The organism is Leptolyngbya sp. PCC 6406 (genome assembly GCF_000332095.2).
Taxonomy (GTDB): domain Bacteria; phylum Cyanobacteriota; class Cyanobacteriia; order Phormidesmidales; family Phormidesmidaceae; genus PCC-6406.
Genome location: NZ_KI913949.1, coordinates 915,223 through 934,261, shown reverse-complemented (window position 1 = coordinate 934,261; position 19,039 = coordinate 915,223). Strand labels below are relative to the sequence as shown.

Annotated in this window: 19 protein-coding genes; 10 read left to right on the top strand and 9 right to left on the bottom strand. The window is 55.2% G+C overall.

What is annotated here, in order from left to right; all coding sequences use genetic code 11:
- Positions 1–426: 426 nt before the first annotated feature.
- The 4 genes from LEP6406_RS0204345 (at position 427) to LEP6406_RS0204330 (ending at position 3,141) form a co-directional block, all read left to right on the top strand.
- Positions 427–663, top strand: a complete 237-nt coding sequence (locus LEP6406_RS0204345) for a DUF4327 family protein (RefSeq protein WP_263971133.1) — start codon at positions 427–429, stop codon at positions 661–663.
- Positions 664–724: 61 nt separating this feature from the next.
- Entirely contained in the window at positions 725–1,183 is a 459-nt protein-coding gene (locus tag LEP6406_RS0204340) for a hypothetical protein (protein ID WP_008314765.1), read from the top strand.
- Positions 1,184–1,294: 111 nt separating this feature from the next.
- Positions 1,295–2,209, top strand: a complete 915-nt coding sequence (locus tag LEP6406_RS0204335; RefSeq protein ID WP_008314764.1) for a tetratricopeptide repeat protein — start codon at positions 1,295–1,297, stop codon at positions 2,207–2,209.
- Positions 2,206–3,141: a class I SAM-dependent methyltransferase gene (locus tag LEP6406_RS0204330; RefSeq protein ID WP_008314761.1), complete on the top strand. Its 936-nt coding sequence runs from the start codon at positions 2,206–2,208 to the stop codon at positions 3,139–3,141. Before LEP6406_RS0204335 ends, LEP6406_RS0204330 begins: the two co-directional genes overlap by 4 nt.
- Positions 3,142–3,211: 70 nt before the next feature.
- Here the strand turns inward: LEP6406_RS0204330 and LEP6406_RS0204325 are convergent, their stop codons facing one another.
- Genes LEP6406_RS0204325 through LEP6406_RS26525 form a run of 3 tightly spaced genes read right to left on the bottom strand, consistent with a single transcriptional unit; the run spans position 3,212 to position 6,321 of the window.
- On the bottom strand, positions 3,212–4,309 hold the full coding sequence (locus LEP6406_RS0204325) for a serine/threonine-protein kinase (protein ID WP_008314759.1): 1,098 nt from the start codon (positions 4,307–4,309) through the stop codon (positions 3,212–3,214).
- A 33-nt stretch (positions 4,310–4,342) separates the two neighbouring features.
- Positions 4,343–5,476 (bottom strand): sensor histidine kinase, encoded by a 1,134-nt coding sequence (locus LEP6406_RS0204320; RefSeq protein WP_008314758.1) that lies wholly within the window; start codon positions 5,474–5,476, stop codon positions 4,343–4,345.
- On the bottom strand, positions 5,473–6,321 hold the full coding sequence (locus tag LEP6406_RS26525) for a response regulator transcription factor (protein ID WP_008314755.1): 849 nt from the start codon (positions 6,319–6,321) through the stop codon (positions 5,473–5,475). The genes LEP6406_RS0204320 and LEP6406_RS26525 overlap by 4 nt, the downstream gene beginning before the upstream one ends.
- Positions 6,322–6,404: 83 nt before the next feature.
- On the opposite strand from LEP6406_RS26525, the gene LEP6406_RS0204310 reads away from it, so the two are divergent.
- Positions 6,405–8,258: a hypothetical protein gene (locus tag LEP6406_RS0204310; protein ID WP_008314754.1), complete on the top strand. Its 1,854-nt coding sequence runs from the start codon at positions 6,405–6,407 to the stop codon at positions 8,256–8,258.
- Positions 8,259–8,276: 18 nt separating this feature from the next.
- Here the strand turns inward: LEP6406_RS0204310 and LEP6406_RS0204305 are convergent, their stop codons facing one another.
- The 6 genes from LEP6406_RS0204305 to LEP6406_RS0204280 form a co-directional block, all read right to left on the bottom strand.
- A complete protein-coding gene (locus LEP6406_RS0204305) occupies positions 8,277–9,416 on the bottom strand; it encodes a CobW family GTP-binding protein (RefSeq protein WP_008314752.1) in 1,140 nt (379 codons plus the stop codon).
- 168 nt (positions 9,417–9,584) lie between these two features.
- The gene (folE, locus tag LEP6406_RS0204300) at positions 9,585–10,223 is read right to left on the bottom strand and encodes a GTP cyclohydrolase I FolE (protein WP_008314750.1); all 639 of its coding nucleotides are present in this window, start codon (positions 10,221–10,223) and stop codon (positions 9,585–9,587) included.
- Positions 10,224–10,378: 155 nt separating this feature from the next.
- Positions 10,379–11,371 carry a CobW family GTP-binding protein gene (locus LEP6406_RS0204295; protein WP_008314746.1) on the bottom strand — a complete coding sequence of 331 codons (993 nt, stop codon included), beginning with the start codon at positions 11,369–11,371 and terminating at the stop codon, positions 10,379–10,381.
- A gap of 77 nt (positions 11,372–11,448) precedes the next feature.
- Complete coding sequence (locus LEP6406_RS0204290; protein WP_008314745.1) at positions 11,449–12,387, bottom strand: RuBisCO small subunit-like domain-containing protein; 939 nt, start codon at positions 12,385–12,387, stop codon at positions 11,449–11,451.
- 15 nt (positions 12,388–12,402) lie between these two features.
- Entirely contained in the window at positions 12,403–12,888 is a 486-nt protein-coding gene (gene hisI / locus LEP6406_RS0204285; RefSeq protein ID WP_008314743.1) for a phosphoribosyl-AMP cyclohydrolase, read from the bottom strand.
- 92 nt (positions 12,889–12,980) lie between these two features.
- On the bottom strand, positions 12,981–13,454 hold the full coding sequence (locus LEP6406_RS0204280; RefSeq protein ID WP_202807512.1) for a Fur family transcriptional regulator: 474 nt from the start codon (positions 13,452–13,454) through the stop codon (positions 12,981–12,983).
- A 41-nt stretch (positions 13,455–13,495) separates the two neighbouring features.
- Here LEP6406_RS0204280 and hemB point away from each other — a divergent pair, with 41 nt between their 5' ends.
- The 5 genes from hemB (at position 13,496) to LEP6406_RS0204255 (ending at position 18,970) form a co-directional block, all read left to right on the top strand.
- Positions 13,496–14,584: a porphobilinogen synthase gene (gene hemB / locus LEP6406_RS0204275; RefSeq protein WP_008314738.1), complete on the top strand. Its 1,089-nt coding sequence runs from the start codon at positions 13,496–13,498 to the stop codon at positions 14,582–14,584.
- A gap of 114 nt (positions 14,585–14,698) precedes the next feature.
- The gene (locus tag LEP6406_RS0204270; protein WP_008314736.1) at positions 14,699–15,895 is read left to right on the top strand and encodes a metal ABC transporter solute-binding protein, Zn/Mn family; all 1,197 of its coding nucleotides are present in this window, start codon (positions 14,699–14,701) and stop codon (positions 15,893–15,895) included.
- A 218-nt stretch (positions 15,896–16,113) separates the two neighbouring features.
- Positions 16,114–16,878, top strand: a complete 765-nt coding sequence (locus LEP6406_RS0204265) for a metal ABC transporter ATP-binding protein (protein WP_027268831.1) — start codon at positions 16,114–16,116, stop codon at positions 16,876–16,878.
- Positions 16,879–17,057: 179 nt separating this feature from the next.
- Positions 17,058–17,897: a metal ABC transporter permease gene (locus LEP6406_RS0204260; protein ID WP_008314731.1), complete on the top strand. Its 840-nt coding sequence runs from the start codon at positions 17,058–17,060 to the stop codon at positions 17,895–17,897.
- A 323-nt stretch (positions 17,898–18,220) separates the two neighbouring features.
- Entirely contained in the window at positions 18,221–18,970 is a 750-nt protein-coding gene (locus LEP6406_RS0204255) for a CobW family GTP-binding protein (RefSeq protein WP_008314729.1), read from the top strand.
- The last annotated feature ends 69 nt before the right edge of the window (positions 18,971–19,039 follow it).

The following is a 19,039-nucleotide window of genomic DNA, read 5'->3' as shown; positions in this document are numbered from 1 at the left end:
AGCAGCCCAAAGGGCGAGGGACTTCCGATCCGACTCCCCTTCGCCCTTTGGGAGTAGGCCAGAGGACGTGCGTAGCAGGGGCTGGGGGATGAGGGGGCGTTGGTGACGATAGGGACAGAATGGGGCGTTTTGCAGCGTTGTACCAGGGTGAAGTCTAGATCAAACAAAGTTTATCCGCTAAGGGGGTGTCAATGGCTGGGCAAGGTGTTATGGTAGCGTAGCCAGGCAGTTACCGGGCCTAGGTGGTTAACCGATAGAGGAGTGCCCCTTGAGAACGGTAATTCAGTTGTTGACTGGCAAGTAATTGGAAAAAACTGTGCTATCGTAAGCAACTGAATTCGCTGAAGCACACTGGTGCAGCGCTTCGATTAAGCGTGCGAGTTGAGCTTCGGCCTCCCCTTTGAAGAACATTTGTAAAACTCGAATATGAGCAAAACCATGATCAACCAGACGGTTGCCCACCCGATGGTGAAATTTCAGCGTCAAGTTAAGTCCCTTGTGAAGCGGCAGGTGGTTCAACCCACGGACAGCATTTGGAAGGTTGCCTTCCTATTTGGTGATGAGTGGAGCCACTGGCGGAAGGAAATGGAGGATTTTGACTTCTCCATGCATGATCCGATTGAGGACTTGCTAGCGGTCGAAAGCTGGGAAGAAGAGGAGTAGGCTTCCCCTGGCGAACGTCCTTGTCTCCTATAGCCCTCAGTACAGCTCTGGGGTACCCATCGTGCCCTTGGGGTTAGTGCTGTTGGGCGTCATTCTTTTCCGTCTCATAAGACAGTCTCCGGAGGAGCGGATCTACACGGTGGTATGGCTTGCCATCTTGGTCATCGGCATTGCGATCGCAGTTACGATCACCTCCTCCACCAAACTCAATGCTGTAGAGGTAACCTCAGCCGGAACCGTGGACTTTGTGTATCGGTCCAAGCGCGAGTCTTTTCCCCTAGCGAGGCTGACCCAGGTGGAAGGGTACACAAGACCGTCTACAGGTAGCTGGAACCCCCTGTCTCAAGGCATCAAATTCACGCTCCATGAGATTGGGCAAGAGCCGGTGGAAAAAAGAGCCCATATTCTTCTGGAGGATATGGATGTAGCCCGAGACTTTGTCCGTCGTCTAGAGGATCTGAGTCCTCGGACCGATACGGATAAATTCTGGCAGTGGAGTCGCGCCATGATGGATAGCTAGTCTTGGACTGCGATATAACTAACTCCAGAATCTTGGCCCCAGAATTTTGGGCGTGGGGCTTGTCCGGCGGTCTTCCCCAGCATGGGACTGTAGCGGTAGGAGCAAGGATGTATGAGGCGCGATCGCAGATATTCCTGGCAAGTGCTAGGAACCCTAGGACTGGTAGTGGGATGTTCCCTGGGAGGGGTCGCCTATGCCACCGAGCCGATTTTCCTAACCCAGGCTAGGCCCAATCTCTCCCCCGCAGAGGCGGCGCTGGAACGGGGGTTAGCCCTGATTCAGCAGGGGCAGGTAGCTAGTGCGATCGCAGCCTTTCAAGAGGCTACTGGCCTAGATCCCGCCTTGGCTCCAGCCCACTACAACCTGGGCCTAGTCCTGCGCCAAACGGGAGATTTGCAAGGGGCAGCCAGTGCCTTCTGGCAGGCCATCCAAGCCGATCCCCAATTTGCCATGGCCTACTCCAACCTAGGAGCCTCCCTCTGGGAAGGGGGAAATCTGGATCAGGCGGTGGACTATCTAGAGCGGGCTATTGAAATTCAGCCCGATCTGGGTAACGCCCACTACAACCTGGGGCTGGTCCACATGGCGCGGGGTGATCTGGAATCAGCCCGTGCCGCTCTCCACCGGGCGACGGAACTCACCCCCTCTGCACCAGAACCCTACTTTCACCTAGGGCGACTGTACATGCAGCAGCGGCAATTACCCGCCGCGATCGCGGCCTTTGAGCAGGCCATCACCCGCTTCTCCGGCTATGTAGAAGCCCACTACAACCTCGGCGTTGCCCTCTACGCCCAGGGCAGCTACCCAGAAGCCCTAGAATCCTTCCGCACCACGACGGACCTCAATCCCAACTACGCCAACGCCTACTACAGTGCTGGCCTAGCCTTCACCCGCCTAGGGGACTACGAAGAGGCTGAAGGGGTACTGGGCCACGCCAAAACCCTCTACATCACCCAAAACAATCCCCAATGGGCCGCCAATACCCAGGCCCAGCTAGACCGCATCGCAGATCTAAAAGCCCAATGAAAACCTTGCCCTTGGCAGAGGCACTAGACAAGATCGACCGCACCTTTTCCATTGCAGCGGTACTCAAGGACTTTGAGCGCGATCGCCTCTCGGTGTACTACAAACAGTCAGAACGGGGCTACCGCCGCTACCACTCCGAAGCAGGCAGCATCCACATGGCCATCAACGAAGATGGCATCTTCAGCCCCGACGGTTACTACACCCAGCCCCGATTCGTGGCCAATCAAATCACCGCCATTGGAGCCCAGCGCGTCCTAGAAGTGGGCAGCGGCAAGGGCTTCAACCTCGACTACCTGGCCCGCCAGTTTCCCGAAGTCACCTTCACCGGACTCGACCTCACCCCCCTAAATATCAACCTAGCCCGCCAAAAGACTGCCGATCTGGCCAACCTCACCTTTCAAACGGGAGATTTCAACCAGATTCCCTTGCCAGAGGCTCAGTTTGACCTCGTCTTCGGCGTCGAGTGCCTGTGCTACTCCCTCGACAATGCCCAGACCCTTGGAGAACTCCATCGGGTTCTGAAGCCGGGAGGCCGTCTCGTCATCTTCGACGCTTGGCGCAATGCCGGGTTTGAAGACTTTCCCCAGGAGTTGCAAACGGCAGCGAAACTACTGGAGGCATCCATGGCGGTGCGGGGAGGCATGAACCGCATTGACCATTGGCAAACCGTCGGCACCGGACTAGGGTGGCAAACCCTAGAGGTCACCGATGTCACCGAAGCCATCATGCCCAACGTCGCCCGCCTCCACCGTATGGCAGAGCGCTACTTTAACGCCAATGGCCTAGTGCGCCGCCTCAGCCGCCTGGTGCAACCCTATCTGGTCCGCAATGCCATCATGGCGCTGCTGTGCCCGACGGTCCTGGAGTCCGGCATTTTGGGCTACTACCGGGTCGTGGCAGAGCGCCCCCCCAGCGACACGGAGTCCTCATAGCTATGCTTCTGTACTCAAAATTCAAAACTCAAAATTCAAAATTCAAAACTCCCACCCCCCCATCACTCGGCTAGGGCTCAGGGGAAACATTGCTAGTGGTCATGGAAAACCCGGTGCGGGGTTGGGGGCTACGCTGATGGGATCGCCAGCGACGAATGCTGAGGGCCTGCCGCTGGACCGGGGTCAGGTAACCCTCGTCTGGCGTTACCCCATCCTGTGGGGAAGCTTGGGGACGGCGTTGGTGGCTGAGCCCCTGAGCAAAGGTGGTTTCGTAGGGTTCTAGGGCTAGGGTGCGGAGGATATCATCGACGTTTTGATAACGATCGCTGTGGTCCTGCTTCAGCATTTTGTCCAGGAGACGGGCAAATCCGTCGCTCACTTCCACTAAATGTCGCCAGAGAATATCCCCAGTGGCGGGGGCAGAGTCAAACTCTAGGGGAGTTTTGCCCGTAAGTAGAAACAGGCAGGTCATGCCCAGGGCATAGATATCGCTGGCAAAGGTGGGGCGCATGGCTCGTTGCTCCGGGGGGGCAAAGCCGGGGGTGCCCACAAACTGGGTCAGGGGGTTCTGGTATCCGGCCACATCCAGATCCGCCAGACACTCCCGGACTGCGCCAAAGTCGATCAGCACCAGACGACCATCATCCCGGCAACGGATGATGTTGGGGGGCTTGATGTCGCGGTGAATGATACGACAGCGGTGGACGAACTTGATCACGGGCAAGAGTTCTAGCAGAAACCGCCGTACTTGGGCTTCGCTCTGGCAGCCTAGGCGACGCACCTCTTTGGTCAAGACCTCCCCTGGCACGTATTCCTGGACCAGATAAAACTCTTCGTTGACGGTGAAATAGTCCAGGAGGCGGGGAATCTGTGAATGACTTCCCACCTTGGAGAGTACCCTTGCCTCTTGGCGAAAGCGGCGTTTGGCCCGTTCTAGGGCCATTTGGTTCCGCACTTTGGGGCAGAGTTGCTTGATTACACAGAGGGGACTACCGGGGATGGCTCCATCCTGGGCCAGGTAGGTGACGCCAAAGCCTCCTGCGGCCAAGACCTTGATCACCTTGTAGCGATCGCGAAATAGATGGCCTGCTCGGTGGAGGGCTTGCCGCCGAGAATCTCGCTTGGGATTATTACGATAGGCCGAAAGATCGGGGGGCGTGTCCTGCATATAGCCGTGAATTCCCTGAGGGGCTGCCCAAAATCACCTCAACTGTACACCCTTGGCCGGGGTGGTTGGCTCCGTAGGTTTGGGTAACCAGAACCGAAAGGTACTGCCTTTACTGACCGTACTCTCTACTTCAATGTGCCCACCATGGAGGGCGACCAAACGACGACAGATAGTCAGGCCAATGCCTGTGCCTCCAGAGGTGCGATCGCGGGAGCGATCGGCCCGCCAAAAACGATCGAAGACATAGTCTAAATCCTCAGGAGCCATGCCCACGCCAGTATCAGCAACAGCGATCCACACTCGGTTGGCCTCAGACCAAGCGGATACCACCACCTGACCCTGCTCGGTATAGCGCAGGGCATTGGCCAGTAGATTCACCACGATCTGTTCAATTCGTTCTGGATCCGCCCATGCCCGCAGTAGATCATCGCTACAGTCGAGCTTGATTTGCACAGGATCCTCTGGTAGCCGCTGGCCTTGGAATCGCGCCACCAAGGAGCGTAGCAGGGGGCAGATGGCTAGGGATTGGGGTTGGATGGGCAGATAGCCCGACTCTAGTTGGGAGAGTTCCTGCAAGTCATTGACCAACCGCTGGAGTCGGGCGGTTTCTCGGGCAAGTCGTTGATATACCAAGGGTTCTGATGCCACGGTGCCATCGGCGAGGGCCTCTAGGTAGCCCTTGAGAATGGTCAGCGGGGTGCGGAGTTCATGGGACAGGTCACTCACCAGTTCCCGCCGTCGCTGTTCGACTTGGGCCAACTCCGTCGCCATTTGGTTGACGCTCTGGGCCAATTGGGTGAGTTCTTGAATGTCGTAGGCGGGCAGGCGGCGATCTAGATTGCCAGAGGCAAACTCCCGTGTCACCGCCTCCATTTCTAATAAGGGTTGAATGATGCGACGGGAGAGCCAGTAGCTGGCGCTGCTGGCGGCAATGCCCCCTAGCAGTCCTGCCCACACCATACTGCGGCCCCAGGCAAAGTGAAATCCCTGGACCAGTTGGGTTCGGACCTGGGCGGCGCTGAAGTTGCGGGATTCAATCCGCTCCAGATAGACCACAAATAACCGGGGAGAATAGAGCCAGCCGATGGTGACCATGGAAATAATACCAATCGCCATCACCACCAGATGGGACCAAAACAGTCGTCCCCGTAGGTTTGGTTTACTCATGCAGTCCCCGTCTGCTCGTTACCGTTGGGGGTCGGGGGTTCTGTCCAGGGTTCAGGCATTGCTTCCGCTGTCTCTGCTGCTGCTGTGTCTACTGGGATATCTTCAAACTTGTAACCTACGCCGATCACGGTTTTGATAAAGGTGGGTTGGGAGGGATCGGGTTCGACCTTTTTTCTCAGGCGGGCAATGTGGGCGTCTACGATGCGCTCGTCGCCGTAGAAGTCGTCGCCCCAAAGACGTTCGATCAGTTGCGATCGCGTCCAGACCCGTCCGGGATAGCTCAGGAATGTGGACAAAAGGTCAAACTCCAGAGTTGTCAGTGCCAGGGCTTCCGGCGTTTGGGTTGGACTCAGGCGGGTCGCTGTGCGCTGACCCAAATCCACCTGGAAGTGGGGGCTCTGATACTGGGGTGACTGTCCCCCTTGGCGCAGACTACGCCGCAGTAAGGCCCGCACCCGTGCCACCAGCTCTCGCGGGCTAAAGGGTTTGACCAAGTAGTCATCGGCCCCAGTGGACAGGCCCACAATTCGATCCACTTCTTCCCCCCGCGCCGTCACCATCAGGATGTAGGGATCCTTGGGACCGGGCTGTTGCCGTAGACGGGCGCAAATCTCTAGGCCATCGAGACCGGGCAACATTAGGTCTAGCACAATCACATCGGGCTGAGTGCTCTGGGCCAGGGCCAAGCCCTGGATCCCATCGCGGCAAGTCTGGCAGCTAAACCCCTCCTTTTCTAGGTAAAGCTTGATGAGGTTGGCAATTTCAACTTCGTCTTCTAGGACTAGGATTTCCATACGGATGGGGGAACCAAAAATGAGATCGGTTTCGGGATCTTGAATTAGCATACTCAGTGACCCACAGGATGCGGGGCATTCTCTCTGTCCCTATACCTATTTACCCAGCCAATTCGCTCAGCGGGAATTTCCCCATGTCTTCGACCCCGGCTCCTCCTTCTCTATTCTTTGAGTCCTTTTTAGTGGCTCTGGAAACCCGTCTCCAGGCGGCGATCGCGCCTGCTTTGGGGAGTGTGCGGTGCCGGGTGTTGCAGGGACGGCTACTGGTGCTTCTGGAGGAGACGACCCCCGCTACCGATGAAGCGGGTCGTCAGCAGCGGTTTGGTGCCCTTGCGATCGCAGTGCGTCAGAGTCTACTGGAGACGGAGTTACCGGAGGAACTGCCCCTGGTGGAGGGGCATCTGCCCGTGCGCCTGTACCTGCGCCAGTTGGGCCAGACCAGCCCCTATGCTGCTCGTAACTGGGGCTGGAAACCCGCTGATGACCTGGCCGATCTCTTTGATGAGGCGACCCAAGCCCCCCCAGAGGATCCCCCTGTTGCTAGCGCCACGGAAACTGCACCCCAGGGGGCCATTGTGCTCCTGCCCCAGCCACCACTGGGGAACTCCGAGGAACTGCCTCAGGCATCAATCCCGATCCCGACCCCCCTTCAGGCTCCCACGCCTTTCTTCCGTTTCTCCCTTCCCCCTCTCCCTTGGCGACGGCTGGGGGTCTTTGCCGCCAGCGGTCTGGTGTTGGGTAGCATTGCCTATGCCTTGACTCGCCCCTGTGTAGTAGGGGCTTGCTCTCGGCGACAGGTGGCCTACGACCTGAGTACCGAAGCCCTAGATCAGTTGGGCCAGGAACCGACAGGGGCAGAGGTTCTGGGGGCTCACCAGCAGCTTTTACAAGCCGTCCACTTGCTGGGGGCGGTGCCCCCTTGGTCTCCCCACTACGACCGGGTCCAGGGTGACCTGACCCGCTACCGGACTCAACTGGCGGATGTGGATTGGATTCTCCAGGCCCAGAGGCGGGCTATGGCGGCGGCGGATCAGAGTCAAAATCCGCCCTATCCGGTGGCCCATTGGGTGGAGATTCAGCTTCTCTGGCAGCGCGCGATCGCGGATTTGGATCGGGTTCCTGCTGATAGTTCGGTGGCCATCCTGGCAACGGCGAAACGGGAAACCTATGAGGCCAATGCAGCTACGATTGGCGATCGCGTTTTGGCGGAGCAGACTGCTGAAAATAATTTGAACCAGGCGCTCCAGTCGGCCCAAGCCGCCACCACTCGCCAGGAAACCGCCGCCACGCTGGGAGCCTGGGAACTGGCTCAACAGGAATGGCAGGTGGCAGTCAATGTCCTGCGGCGGATTCCCCAGGGTACCCTGGCCCATCAGGATGCCCGCCCCCTACTGGAGCGCTATCAGGTGCACTTAGTAGAAACTCGCACCCGTGTCAATCGGGAGAAGGCGGGGGATCGGGGCTATCGATCTGCGATCGCGGCGGCCCAAGCGGCCCAGCAGGCAGAGCAGCAAAGCCAATGGACCCGTGCTGTGGACTATTGGCGAGAGGCGCTGGATCAAGTGCAGCAAGTGCCTGCCAATACCAGCCTCCATGGGGAGGCCCAGGTGCTGCGTAACACCTATGAGGGAGCCCTGCGGCGGGCGCAAACCAATCTCCGCCAAGCGGTCGCGCTCCAGACCATAGAAACCGACCTTGCCGCCATTTGTCCCCTGGGAGGCGATCGCTGCACCTACAGCACCATCAATCGCCAGATTAGAATCACCCTGCTGAGTCCCTACGATCGGGCCTTGAGCCAGTCCATCTCGCCCCCCTCGGGGCAGGGCACCGTGGTCCCGGCCACCCCGGTGGTAGAGCAGGCCCACAGTCTGGTCCAAGACATTATGCAACTGGGCAATCGCGCCCAGTTGCCCATTGAGCTATACGACCCCCAGGGAGGCTTCATTGCCCGCTACATGCCGGAGTACGGCGGCTTTATGAAGCGCTAGCGTATTCCCCCTAAAAAGTTATTCCCCATTCCCTGCTAAAACGCAATTTTCTAACTTTCGGCGCAAATCTTCTAGGTCTAAGTTCCGGCCAATGCACACCAGTTGATTCTCCGGTGCCCCTTGCCATTCTTGATCCTCTAGTTGAAATCGTTTACCCGTGAGTTGAAAAAAGTGACGAGCTTTGCTTTCCTTAAACCACAAAATTCCCTTCATCCGAAATACTTCCTCTGGCAACTCAAAATCAAGAAACTGTTGGAATTTTTTCAGCCCAAAGGGTTGATCGCTGCGGAATGACATAGAAATAAAGCCATCATTATCCAAGTGAGCCGAATGGTGATGATGGTGTTCATGTCCATGATGGTCGTGGTGCCCATGGTCATGAGCACCATGGCCATGAGGGCTAGGATCATGAACACTGTGATCATGACTGTGATCATGATCGTCATGGTGGTGTTCATCTCCATGATGATCGGAGGCATCAGGATCATGGCTCGCCGCCTCAAGTTCAGCCGCAACTTCTCCCTGATAGAGGCCCGAGTCTCCCAGCTTGACATCAATAATTAACGGTAGAGGAACCTGGCCATTCTGGCTGCGGAGAATTTTGACATTTTCTCGCAAAACGTGCAGATCTCTTTCAACTTGGTCAAGGCGTTCAGGGGATACTAGGTCGGTTTTATTCAACAGCAAAATATCACCGTAGGCCACCTGACTATAGGCTGCCTGACTCTTGAACAAATCAATCTCGAAGCTCTCAGCATCTACCACGGTTAGGATTGAGTCGAGCCGAGTCAGATCTCGCAGTTCTGTACCCAAAAAGGTGAGAGTAATGGGCAAAGGATCTGCAACTCCTGTTGTTTCTATGACGAGATAGTCGATGCGATCGCGCTTTTCTAGAATTCGATACACCGCCTGCATCAAATCATCATTAATGGTACAACAGATACATCCATTGGTCAGCTCTATCATATCTTGTTCAACAGTGATCAAGAACTGGCTATCGATATTGATATCGCCAAATTCATTCACCAATACTGCGACCCGAAAGGCATCAAAGTTTTGCAGAATATGATTCAAAACCGTAGTCTTACCACTGCCCAGAAAGCCTGTAATAATGGTAACAGGGAGGCAACTATCCAAAGATTCAAGAGAATTTTCCATGGTTTTTAGAAGAGATTTTTAGAAGGGGTTTCCAGAAGATTAGACAGCGTTGTCATCAGCTTTGTCCATCACGGCTATTCCGTTACCTCTCCCCAACCTCCCCTTGCCAAGGGGAGGTGCCTAGGGGATGGATTTTAGAGCTTGTAAACAGCCATCAGAGCAGGAGTATTAATGAAAGGTCGGAGCATGGTGAATCAAGCTCATGAACTCCTGACGGGTTTTAGGATCATCCGCAAAGACGCCCCGCATCGCACTACTGGCAGTCCAAGAGCCAGGTTTTTGCACTCCCCGCATGGCCATACACATGTGGGCAGCTTCTACCACAACCGCCACCCCTTGGGGCTTCAGTAACCCTTCCACCGCATCAGCAATTTGAGCGGTAAGCCGTTCCTGTACTTGCAGACGGCGGGCATACATTTCACAAATGCGGGCGATTTTTGACAAACCAATCACCTTGCCATTGGGAATATAGGCCACATGGACACGGCCAATAATAGGCAAAATGTGGTGTTCACAGGAGCTAAATAAGTCAATGTCTCGCACCAACACCATTTCATTAGTGTCTTCGTGAAATACGGCCCCGTTGAGTAACTCATCTAGGGACTGATGGTACCCGGAGGTCAAAAATTTGAGGGCATTGACTACGCGCTTGGGGGTATCCCGCAATCCTTCGCGATCGGGATCTTCTCCCAACCCTAGCAGCAGGGTTCGCACCGCCTGCCGCATTTCGGCATCGGACACTGGAGCCTCAGATTCGGTCTTAAGGATACCAGTACGCATATCTTCGCGGGAAATGGAAAGGGTCATTAACAACAGTCCTAACGACAATAACAACAAGGGAAAATGGAGGAAGTACCCCCAGAACAACCTGCACCCTAGGGTGCAGGGGATGGATGGGTCTGTAATAACAAGGCCCAGAGCCAACTTTGGTTTAGCCGATACGCCCCATGAAAGGGTGGGCATCATCGCAGCAGCGGCACACGGTCTCCGGCTAAACAATTGGTGAGTTGCTGATTGAGTTGTAATGGATTAAGTTGACGACCGATTAGTACCAGTTGAATAACACCATGCAAGGTGGGAATATCTGGGGTCAGACGACAACGCTTGCCGCTGAGCTGAAAGACATAACCCTGGGGTTCCCCCTGAAACCACAGCAGCCCCTTGGCGCGGAAAACCGTTATGGGCATTTGGGTCATCAGAAAATGCTCAAACTTGGTGAGATCAAAAGGACGATCACTCTGGAAACTTACCGTAGTAAAATCTTCTCGATATTCTCGCCCAAAGGTCTCTGGAGCCGGAATCGGGTTGACCAAGGCACGAGGTTCTAGGGTGGGGCCAATATCTAGTAAGGCAGACAAGCTTAATGAATTTGGAGTTTCAGTGAGGGAGCAGGGCAGAAATCTAACTCCTTCCTTACAGTCGTAGAGATAATTTTCCAGATCTGTGATCTGTTCTGGAGCCGCTAGGTCAATTTTATTGAGAAGGATGATATCTCCGTAGAGTAACTGTCGCAGAGCAACTTCACTTTCAAAATGAGCTGGGGTAAAGGCTTCTGTATCAACGACTGTAATCACTGCATCTAGGTTGGTCAGGGCTTTTAGCTCGGTGGTTAAAAATGTCATCATAATCGGCAAAGGATCAGCCAAACCCGTGGTTTCTACAATCAAGTAATCAAATCGCTCCTCCCGTTCTAATACGCTATAGACAGCATCGATCAGACTGTCATTGATCGTGCAGCAAATACAACCATTACTCAGTTGAATAGTGTTTTCCTCCACGGATAGCAACAGTTGGCTATCAATATTGATGGCTCCAAATTCGTTAACTAAAACCGCCACCTTTACCCCTGAAATATTGGCAAGAACATGATTCAGCAGCGTGGTTTTTCCACTGCCCAGAAAGCCAGTGATGATAGTGACAGGGAGCCCCTGTTTAGGAATGGATAGGAAGTCCATGGGGGATAGCCTTATCGAATACGGAAATGATGACGGTTGTCATTCTGCACCTTGAGACTTGGGGCCTAGAGAGCAAATTAGGGGGATTGAAGCATTAGTTCTAGATGTCGTTGACGGACTTTGGGATCAATTCCCAGTAGCCGAACATGGTGGTGGGGGTGATTGATGAGAAATTGTTGCAGGGCAGCTAGTACTTGAGCTTCTTCGTGAAATGGGATGATGGGGCCATCCTGCCAGGAGCCAACTTTGAAACGGCGGGGGTCTGTATATTCCAGGGCAATGCGGTGACCTTGGTGCAATTGCGATCGCACCTGTGCCATCACCTCCGGCCCCAGAACTAGAGTGGAATGGCCAGGGATAGAAGGAGAAGGAGGAACGGTCTCATGATGCGGGTGGGCTGCTACCATCGCGGCCAAGCACACTCTATCGGCGGCACATTGGTATCCCATCCGCAGAGCTTGGTTAACCTGCACCACATGGGAAGAAAATTCGCGATCACTGCTATTGGCATCCGACAAGCGATCTGCCGCCTGTTGAGTGGTGATCACCGCCCCCGAAGGCACATATTTACCAGGTGGAATCTCCACATCCTGAATTAAGACATGCATCATCACGATGCAGCCATGGCCCACCTTGGCATTGAAAATCGTAGAGCGGAAGCCAATAAAACAGTCATTTCCCACATAGGCAGGGCCATGGATTAGGGCCAGATGGGTAATACAAGTGTTTGCCCCCACCCATACAGAATAAAGCTGGTGATCATCCCCCATAACCCGGCCCTGTTCTAAGCCGTGGATGACGACGCCATCCTGAATATTAGTATTGGCCCCGATGAAAAAGGGTGCTCCCTCATCCGCCCGAATTGAAGTTCCCGGTGCGATGAGAATATTTGGCCCCAAGCGCACATCTCCAATCAGACTAGCTTGGGGATGGATATAGTCAGTATCCTGAATTTGAGGCTGTTCTAAGTCCCGATCCCAAGGGGTAGGGGGAGCAGATTGATGATGCAAAGGCATAGTAATCGGTTCCCCTTAGAGTCGCGTCGGATTAGGAGCATCACCATAAACAGCCTGGGGGTCAAAAACCTTGGCCGTTTCCGTAAAGGTGAGAGGAATGACTACTCCCGGTCTAATCACCATCGAACCTAGAGGGATTTGGCGATAGAAGCAGGAGCGATACCCCACATGGCAACTTGCCCCCGACCCTGCTATCGTCACCCGCAACCATATACAGTCTTGATCATCATCAATCAGACACTGCTGTACCCGCTGCACTAACCCACTGGTAGCCCCTTTGTGCCATAAGGTCTGGCGACTGCGACTGTAATAGTGGGCTTCTCTCGTGGCAATCGTCCGCAGCAGCGCTGCCGCATTCATATAGCCCTGCATCAGCACTTCTCCCGACTTTGCATCAGTGGTGACGACGGGAATCAAACCCTCAGCATCAAACTTGGGCGCTAACCAAACCCCTTCCTCCACCGCTTCTACTGAAGCACGGACAGCAAATTGGGCAACCATACGCTCTCGATCCATGGTGGTTTCATTTCTCTTGTTCAAGGTTTCTGCAAATCTTGGCGCGGTCAAGCATTCATCATTCAGAGGGCTGGAACTCAATTTTGGGAAGGGGAACAGGAGTCGCAGAGCCCAAAAAACTCCAAGGTGTAGTAGTAGATCTGAAACATCCCAACTCGGTTAAGCTGAGCGGCCCACTCCGGCTCTAGACCCAAGACAACCGGCAAGGAATGGCCACAGCGGAGACAGGTCAAGTGGGACTGTTCTGGGCTGGCCACACTGTAGAAAGACTCGCCCCGCTGACCCACCCGGCGCTGGATCAGCCCTAAGAGGTTGAGGGTATCCAGGGCACGGTATACCGTTGCCAGCCCTATGGGACGCTGCTCTTGGATCAGGGCATGAAGCTCTTGGGCCGAGAGGGCTATGGACTGTTGACCCAGGAGCGTTAACACCAAGGCTTGATTGTCCGTGAGGGTATCAGTACTGCCCAGTTCAGGCAGTGGATGGGAATTGGACTGGACAGAGTCACCGTTCATGACGAGATACGGTAGAATTCCAAGAACGATAATCATTATCATCTTTTATCCTACCTTATCTTTTGTGATTGACTGCCATGGTTCTTTCTCCTTCGGTATCTACCCGGCCCTCTGAAACCCCAGCCCCAGCAGATTCCATCCCAGACAGCCCCTTCTCTAGCCCTGCTTTGGCCCTGAAGCAGCGGCCTCGTCGTCTTCGCCGGACCCCAGGGCTACGGCGTATGGTGCGGGAGGCTCACCTTACGGTGGATGATCTGATCTATCCCCTGTTTGTGATGGAGGGCACTGGGCAACGGCAGGAAATTCCCTCTATGCCTGGTTGCTGGCGGTTCTCACTGGATCAACTCCTGGTTGAGGTGCAGGCAGCCCAGCAGTTGGGCATTGGCGCGATCGCATTGTTTCCCCTGGTGCCCGCTGACCTCAAAGACAATGTCGGCACAGAAAGCTATAACCCCGATGGGTTAATTCCGCGAGCGGTGAGAGCCATCAAGGCAGCGGTACCCGATGTCTTGGTCTTTACCGATGTGGCCCTAGATCCCTATAGCAGCGAAGGGCACGATGGCATTGTGCAAGGGGGCCAGATTCTCAATGATGAAACCGTTGCCGTACTGGTCAAACAAGCCCTCTGCCATGCCGAGGCTGGGGCCGATTTTGTTGCCCCCTCTGACATGATGGATGGCCGAGTCGGGGCCATCCGTGCTGCCCTAGATGCCGAAGGCTGGATCAACGTGGGCATTTTGGCCTACACCGCCAAATATGCCTCTGCCTACTATGGCCCCTTCCGAGATGCCCTAGAGTCGGCTCCCAAGTTTGGTGACAAAAAGACCTATCAGATGGATCCCGCCAACGGCGATGAAGCCCTGAAGGAATTAGCGTTGGATGTCGCTGAAGGGGCTGATATGGTCATGGTCAAGCCTGCCCTAGCCTATTTGGACATCATATATCGCCTTAAGCAGCACACTCCTCTACCCGTTGCTGCTTACAACGTCAGCGGCGAGTATGCCTTAATCAAGGCGGCTGCTGCCCAGGGCTGGATTGATGAAACCGCCGTCATGCTGGAAACCCTGACTAGCATGAAGCGGGCCGGGGCCGATGTGATTCTGACCTACTTTGCTAAGGCTGCCGCGATCGCCCTAGCCCCCAAATCCCAAACAGCCAAATCCTAAAAAATGATAATAATTCCCATTCCCGTTGAAATCTCGGGCAACTTCCTGTGCTAGGCTCATGGCATAGCACTAATGATAATTATTCTCAATAAGACTTCTGGGAGCCACTTCGATATGCTACCGCTACGCCCTTTTGCTTTTCCTTGGAATTTCCAGCCCCAGGTGCGTCGGGGTCTATTGTTCACCGCTTCTTCCCTGACCTTTGCCTTGGGGAGTTGTGCTCCTTCCACAGTGACGGAAGGAGATCCAGACGCGGAAGTGGCAACGACTCCAACCTCAGAAATCCAGGTGGTGACTACCTTTCTGCCCATTACCCAGTTCACCAAGGCGGTGGTGGGCGATCGCGCTGAGGTGGTGCAACTGATTCCCGCGAATGTTGGCCCCCACGACTACCAGGCCAAGCCGACCGATGCCCAGGCTCTAGTCACTGCTGATGTGCTGGTGAAAAACGGCCTAGAAATGGAGTTTTTTCTAGATGACTTAATTGCCAATGCTGATAATGCTGACCTCGTGGTAATTGACACCAGTATCGGCATTGCCACCCTCAGCAATGAAGAGGTAGAGGGCCACGGGCACGATGATCACGGGCACGGGCACGATGATCACGATCACGGCCATGACCACGGCCACGAAGATAAAGACGATCACGGCCATGACCATGCCGATGGTGGTCACCATCATCATGGGGAGTTCAATCCCCATATTTGGCTTGACCCCAAGCGGGCGGTGCAACAGGTCGAAAATATTCGAGACGGTCTGATCGCGGTAGACCCCGATGGGGAACCTGAGTACACCGCTAATGCGGCGGTTTACATTGAGCAACTGCAAGCTCTAGATCAGGAAATTGCCGAGCGCTTGGCCCCCTACGCTGGCCAAACCTTTGTGGCCTTCCATGACTTTGCCCCCTACTTTGCCGAAAGCTATGGTCTAGAGGCGGAATTTTTGGTGGATGTACCGGAGGACAATCCTTCTCCAGAGGATGTGAAGCGGGTCATGGATACGGTAACCGCCTCGAATCTGAAAACCCTGTTGACGGAACCCCAAGCAGGGGAAGATTCCTTCTCAGCTCTAGCAGGGGATTTGGGGGTGGCCATTAGTGTCTTTGACCCCATTGAAACCGGTGGCCCAGAGGCTCTAGAACCTGAGTATTATTTCATTGCCATGCGCCAGAACTTGGATGCTTTGGTGACGGCCTTTGAGGGAGAAACCCAGTCGTGGCTACCCCAGCAGCGGTTTCAGGCGATCGCGCCGGGACTGCGGCGAGTCCCCACTGTGGCGACGGTACCCCAACGGCTGGGCCTGGGGTTTTGACCCTGGGTTCATCTTGCTATTCAAGTCATCTCTACCCCAGCTCTAGTGGTCTATCAAACCTAAATTTGTAGGTTGGGTGCAGCGCTAGCGGAACCCAACATGGCCCACCACTGTTGGGTGATCCTTCGTTCTACCCAATCTACGCAGACTCACAAAGGTAAATTTGACGGAACACTAGGGGCTGGGTTGCCTCTGGGCCGTACCATTGGAGGTCAATTTTGTCAGATCCGATATTGGCAGTGATGGGGCTAACGGTTTGCCATGGTAACTATGTGGCCGTTGAGGACATGTCCTTTAGTCTCGAAGCAGGTACCGATACCGCCATTGTTGGCCCCAATGGGGCGGGTAAAAGCACGTTGATTCAAGCCCTGCTGGGAATCTTGCCCCGACAGAGGGGGCAGGTGTGGATCTTGGGGCAACCCTTGGGTCGTCAGGGGGCACTGTCTGCCCGCATCCGTGACCAAGTGGCCTATCTACCCCAGCGATTTTTGTTTGACCGCCGCATTCCCCTAGTGGTGGAAGAGTTGGTGGGCCTGGGCTGGGATCGGATGGGGCCGCAGTTGCCTTGGGGGCAGCGTCAAGCTCGACGGCGGGCAGTACGTCAAGCCTTGGCGCGGGTGGATGCTCTGCACCTAGCCACCCAATCTATTCGGGGATTATCTGGGGGGGAAACCAAGCGGGTGCTGCTGGCCTATTGTCTGGCACAACCCCGAAAGCTGTTGATTTTGGACGAAGCCCCGGCAGGATTGGATGTGCGGGGGGAGTCGGAGTTTTATCAGTTGCTCTATGACCTGAAACGGCAAGAGGGCTGGGCCATTATCCAGATTTCCCATGACCTAGACATGGTACGCCGCCACTGCGATCGCGTTATTTGCATGAATCGTCGTCTACTCTGCCAGGGCTCGCCTGATGTCGCCCTAGCCCCAGAGCAACTGGCTTTGGCCTATGGGTCAGAGTTTGTCCGCTATCGCCATACCCATTAGTTGAGGGGGGAGGGTGAGAGGTTTTAGGAGTTTTGAGTTTTGAATTTTGAGTTTTGAATTCAATATCCTGCATTGGGTGCGCAAACCGTACCTCTACGGTGACATCCTGCATTGGGCGCGGAAACTGCGCCCCTACCCCATCACCCTCACACCCCACCACCCTCACACCCCACCACCCCATGTCCCTCGCCACCGAACTCACCCGCATCCTGGAACTTCTGCAACTCCCCTTTATGCAACGGGCGCTGATGGGGGGAGTCTTGACGGGGTTGATGGGGGGAATGCTGGGTAGCCTGACAATTTTGCGGCAATTGTCCTTTTTCAGCGATGCCCTAGGCCACTCAGCCCTGTTGGGTATTAGCTTGGGGCTGCTAGTGGGGATGAATCCCTCCACGGTGCTCCTCCCCTTTGCTGTTTTCTTTGCCCTGGTGGTGAACTACTTCTTAGAGCGCACTAACCTTTGGACCGATGCGCTGCTAAATATCATTTACTCCTCTTCCCTGGCCCTTGGGGTGATTACCCTCAGCTTTGTGGGGCGCTACAAAGGGGGCATCAACAACATTTTGTTTGGGGATATTTTGGCGGTGCGTCAAGGGGATCTGCTCTTGAGCAGTGGCTTGCTGGTGATCTGTGTGGTGTTTTTGGGGCTGACGTTGCGATCGCAATTACTCCTGACCCTAAATGAATCCTTGGCTATTGCCCGAGGTGTAGCGGTACCGACTCATCGGGCTATGTTCATTGTGTTGCTGTCCCTGGTAGTGGGGGTGTCGATCAAGGCGATTGGGGTACTGCTGGTCAGTGCCTTTGTGGTTATTCCCGCCTGTGCCGCCCGCTTACTCAGTCAGCACTTCACCCACTATGTGCTGCTCTCCACGGCCCTAGGGGCAGTCAGTGCCCTGGGGGGCATTTTGTTATCTGCTGCCTTCGACCTGCCCTCCGGCCCCAGTATTGTTGTGGTTCAACTGGGCTTCTTTCTCCTGGCCGCTGGTTTACCCAGGGCCAAAGCTCTGCTGGCATAGCAAAGCTGTCATAGCAAAATAGCTTGTGGAAGAGGAGACAGGGGACAGGTGGGCTGACTACCTGAGGCCATAGCCGGACAGACATTGTGAGGCTATGGCCATTTCTCCCTGTCATCATTCCCAGGGACGTTGCTCCAAGCCGGAAAAGATGCGAGAATGATTATCATTACCCTAAGTCGGCCCCTTAATGGGTGTCATTGAGGTGGGTCATTTGCAATTGGTGCTGGCTTAATCCAACTCGCCAGCATCATCACCGCGCCGATTCCGATCCTTGGCATCTCCTTGGGGTGCATTCCCCAGTCCTTTCGCGCCATTGTTGCTGTATGCCCCAATTGATTGCTGTTGCTGGGCCTCCCGGTGCGGGTAAAACCACCTGGATTAGTCAGTTTTTGAAAAACCGCGATCGCCCCTTGTACTACCTCTGTCCCGGTGGTGCCCAGGGCATTGATACCCCCTATCTGGGCTATCGCTTCCCCTGGGTGCAAGTGATTCCCGAGGGCAAGATGCCAGCAGTGTTGGCTGACCTACCGCAAGAGGCCGAAGTCTATCTAGAGCTGGGGTTTCACCTGAGTTTAGACAGTCCCCTCTTGGCCTCTCTCCCGTGCCACCGGGTTGCCCTACTGCCCCCAGGGTATCCCCCCACTGATTGGCAGAACTGGGCCGATAAAGTCATCCCTGGACAAGGGCATCCCCCGACCCAGACAGATACTTTGCCCCCGCTCTGGCGCACCGCCCTAACGGGGCGGGTGTTTGATCCCCCTAGTTTAGACCTGGTGTGGACAGAGATTATCCAGGGAGCCTATGGCCCTGTGCAACGGGCCAAGGGCATTGTTGAATTGCCCGATGGTCGTGCCTTTTATGTGGATTTTGTCGAAGGGTTAGAAGGCAGCGAGTATGGCGAATTGCCCCTGGCCCCCTGGTTGGAAGGGCGACCCCAGCGTCCCAGCGGCCTAGAGGTTGTGGGCTGGGGATTGGACACGGAGGCGATCGTCTCCGCCCTGCTGGATAGTTGCCTCCCCGATGATCTCCTGACCCAATACCAAGCCCACTACCGGAATTTGATCCCTGCTTGATCCAACCCCACCCTGCCCTGGAGCAAATTTGAGATCACCACTCCCCCCTCGATTCCCGGCGGCATTGGG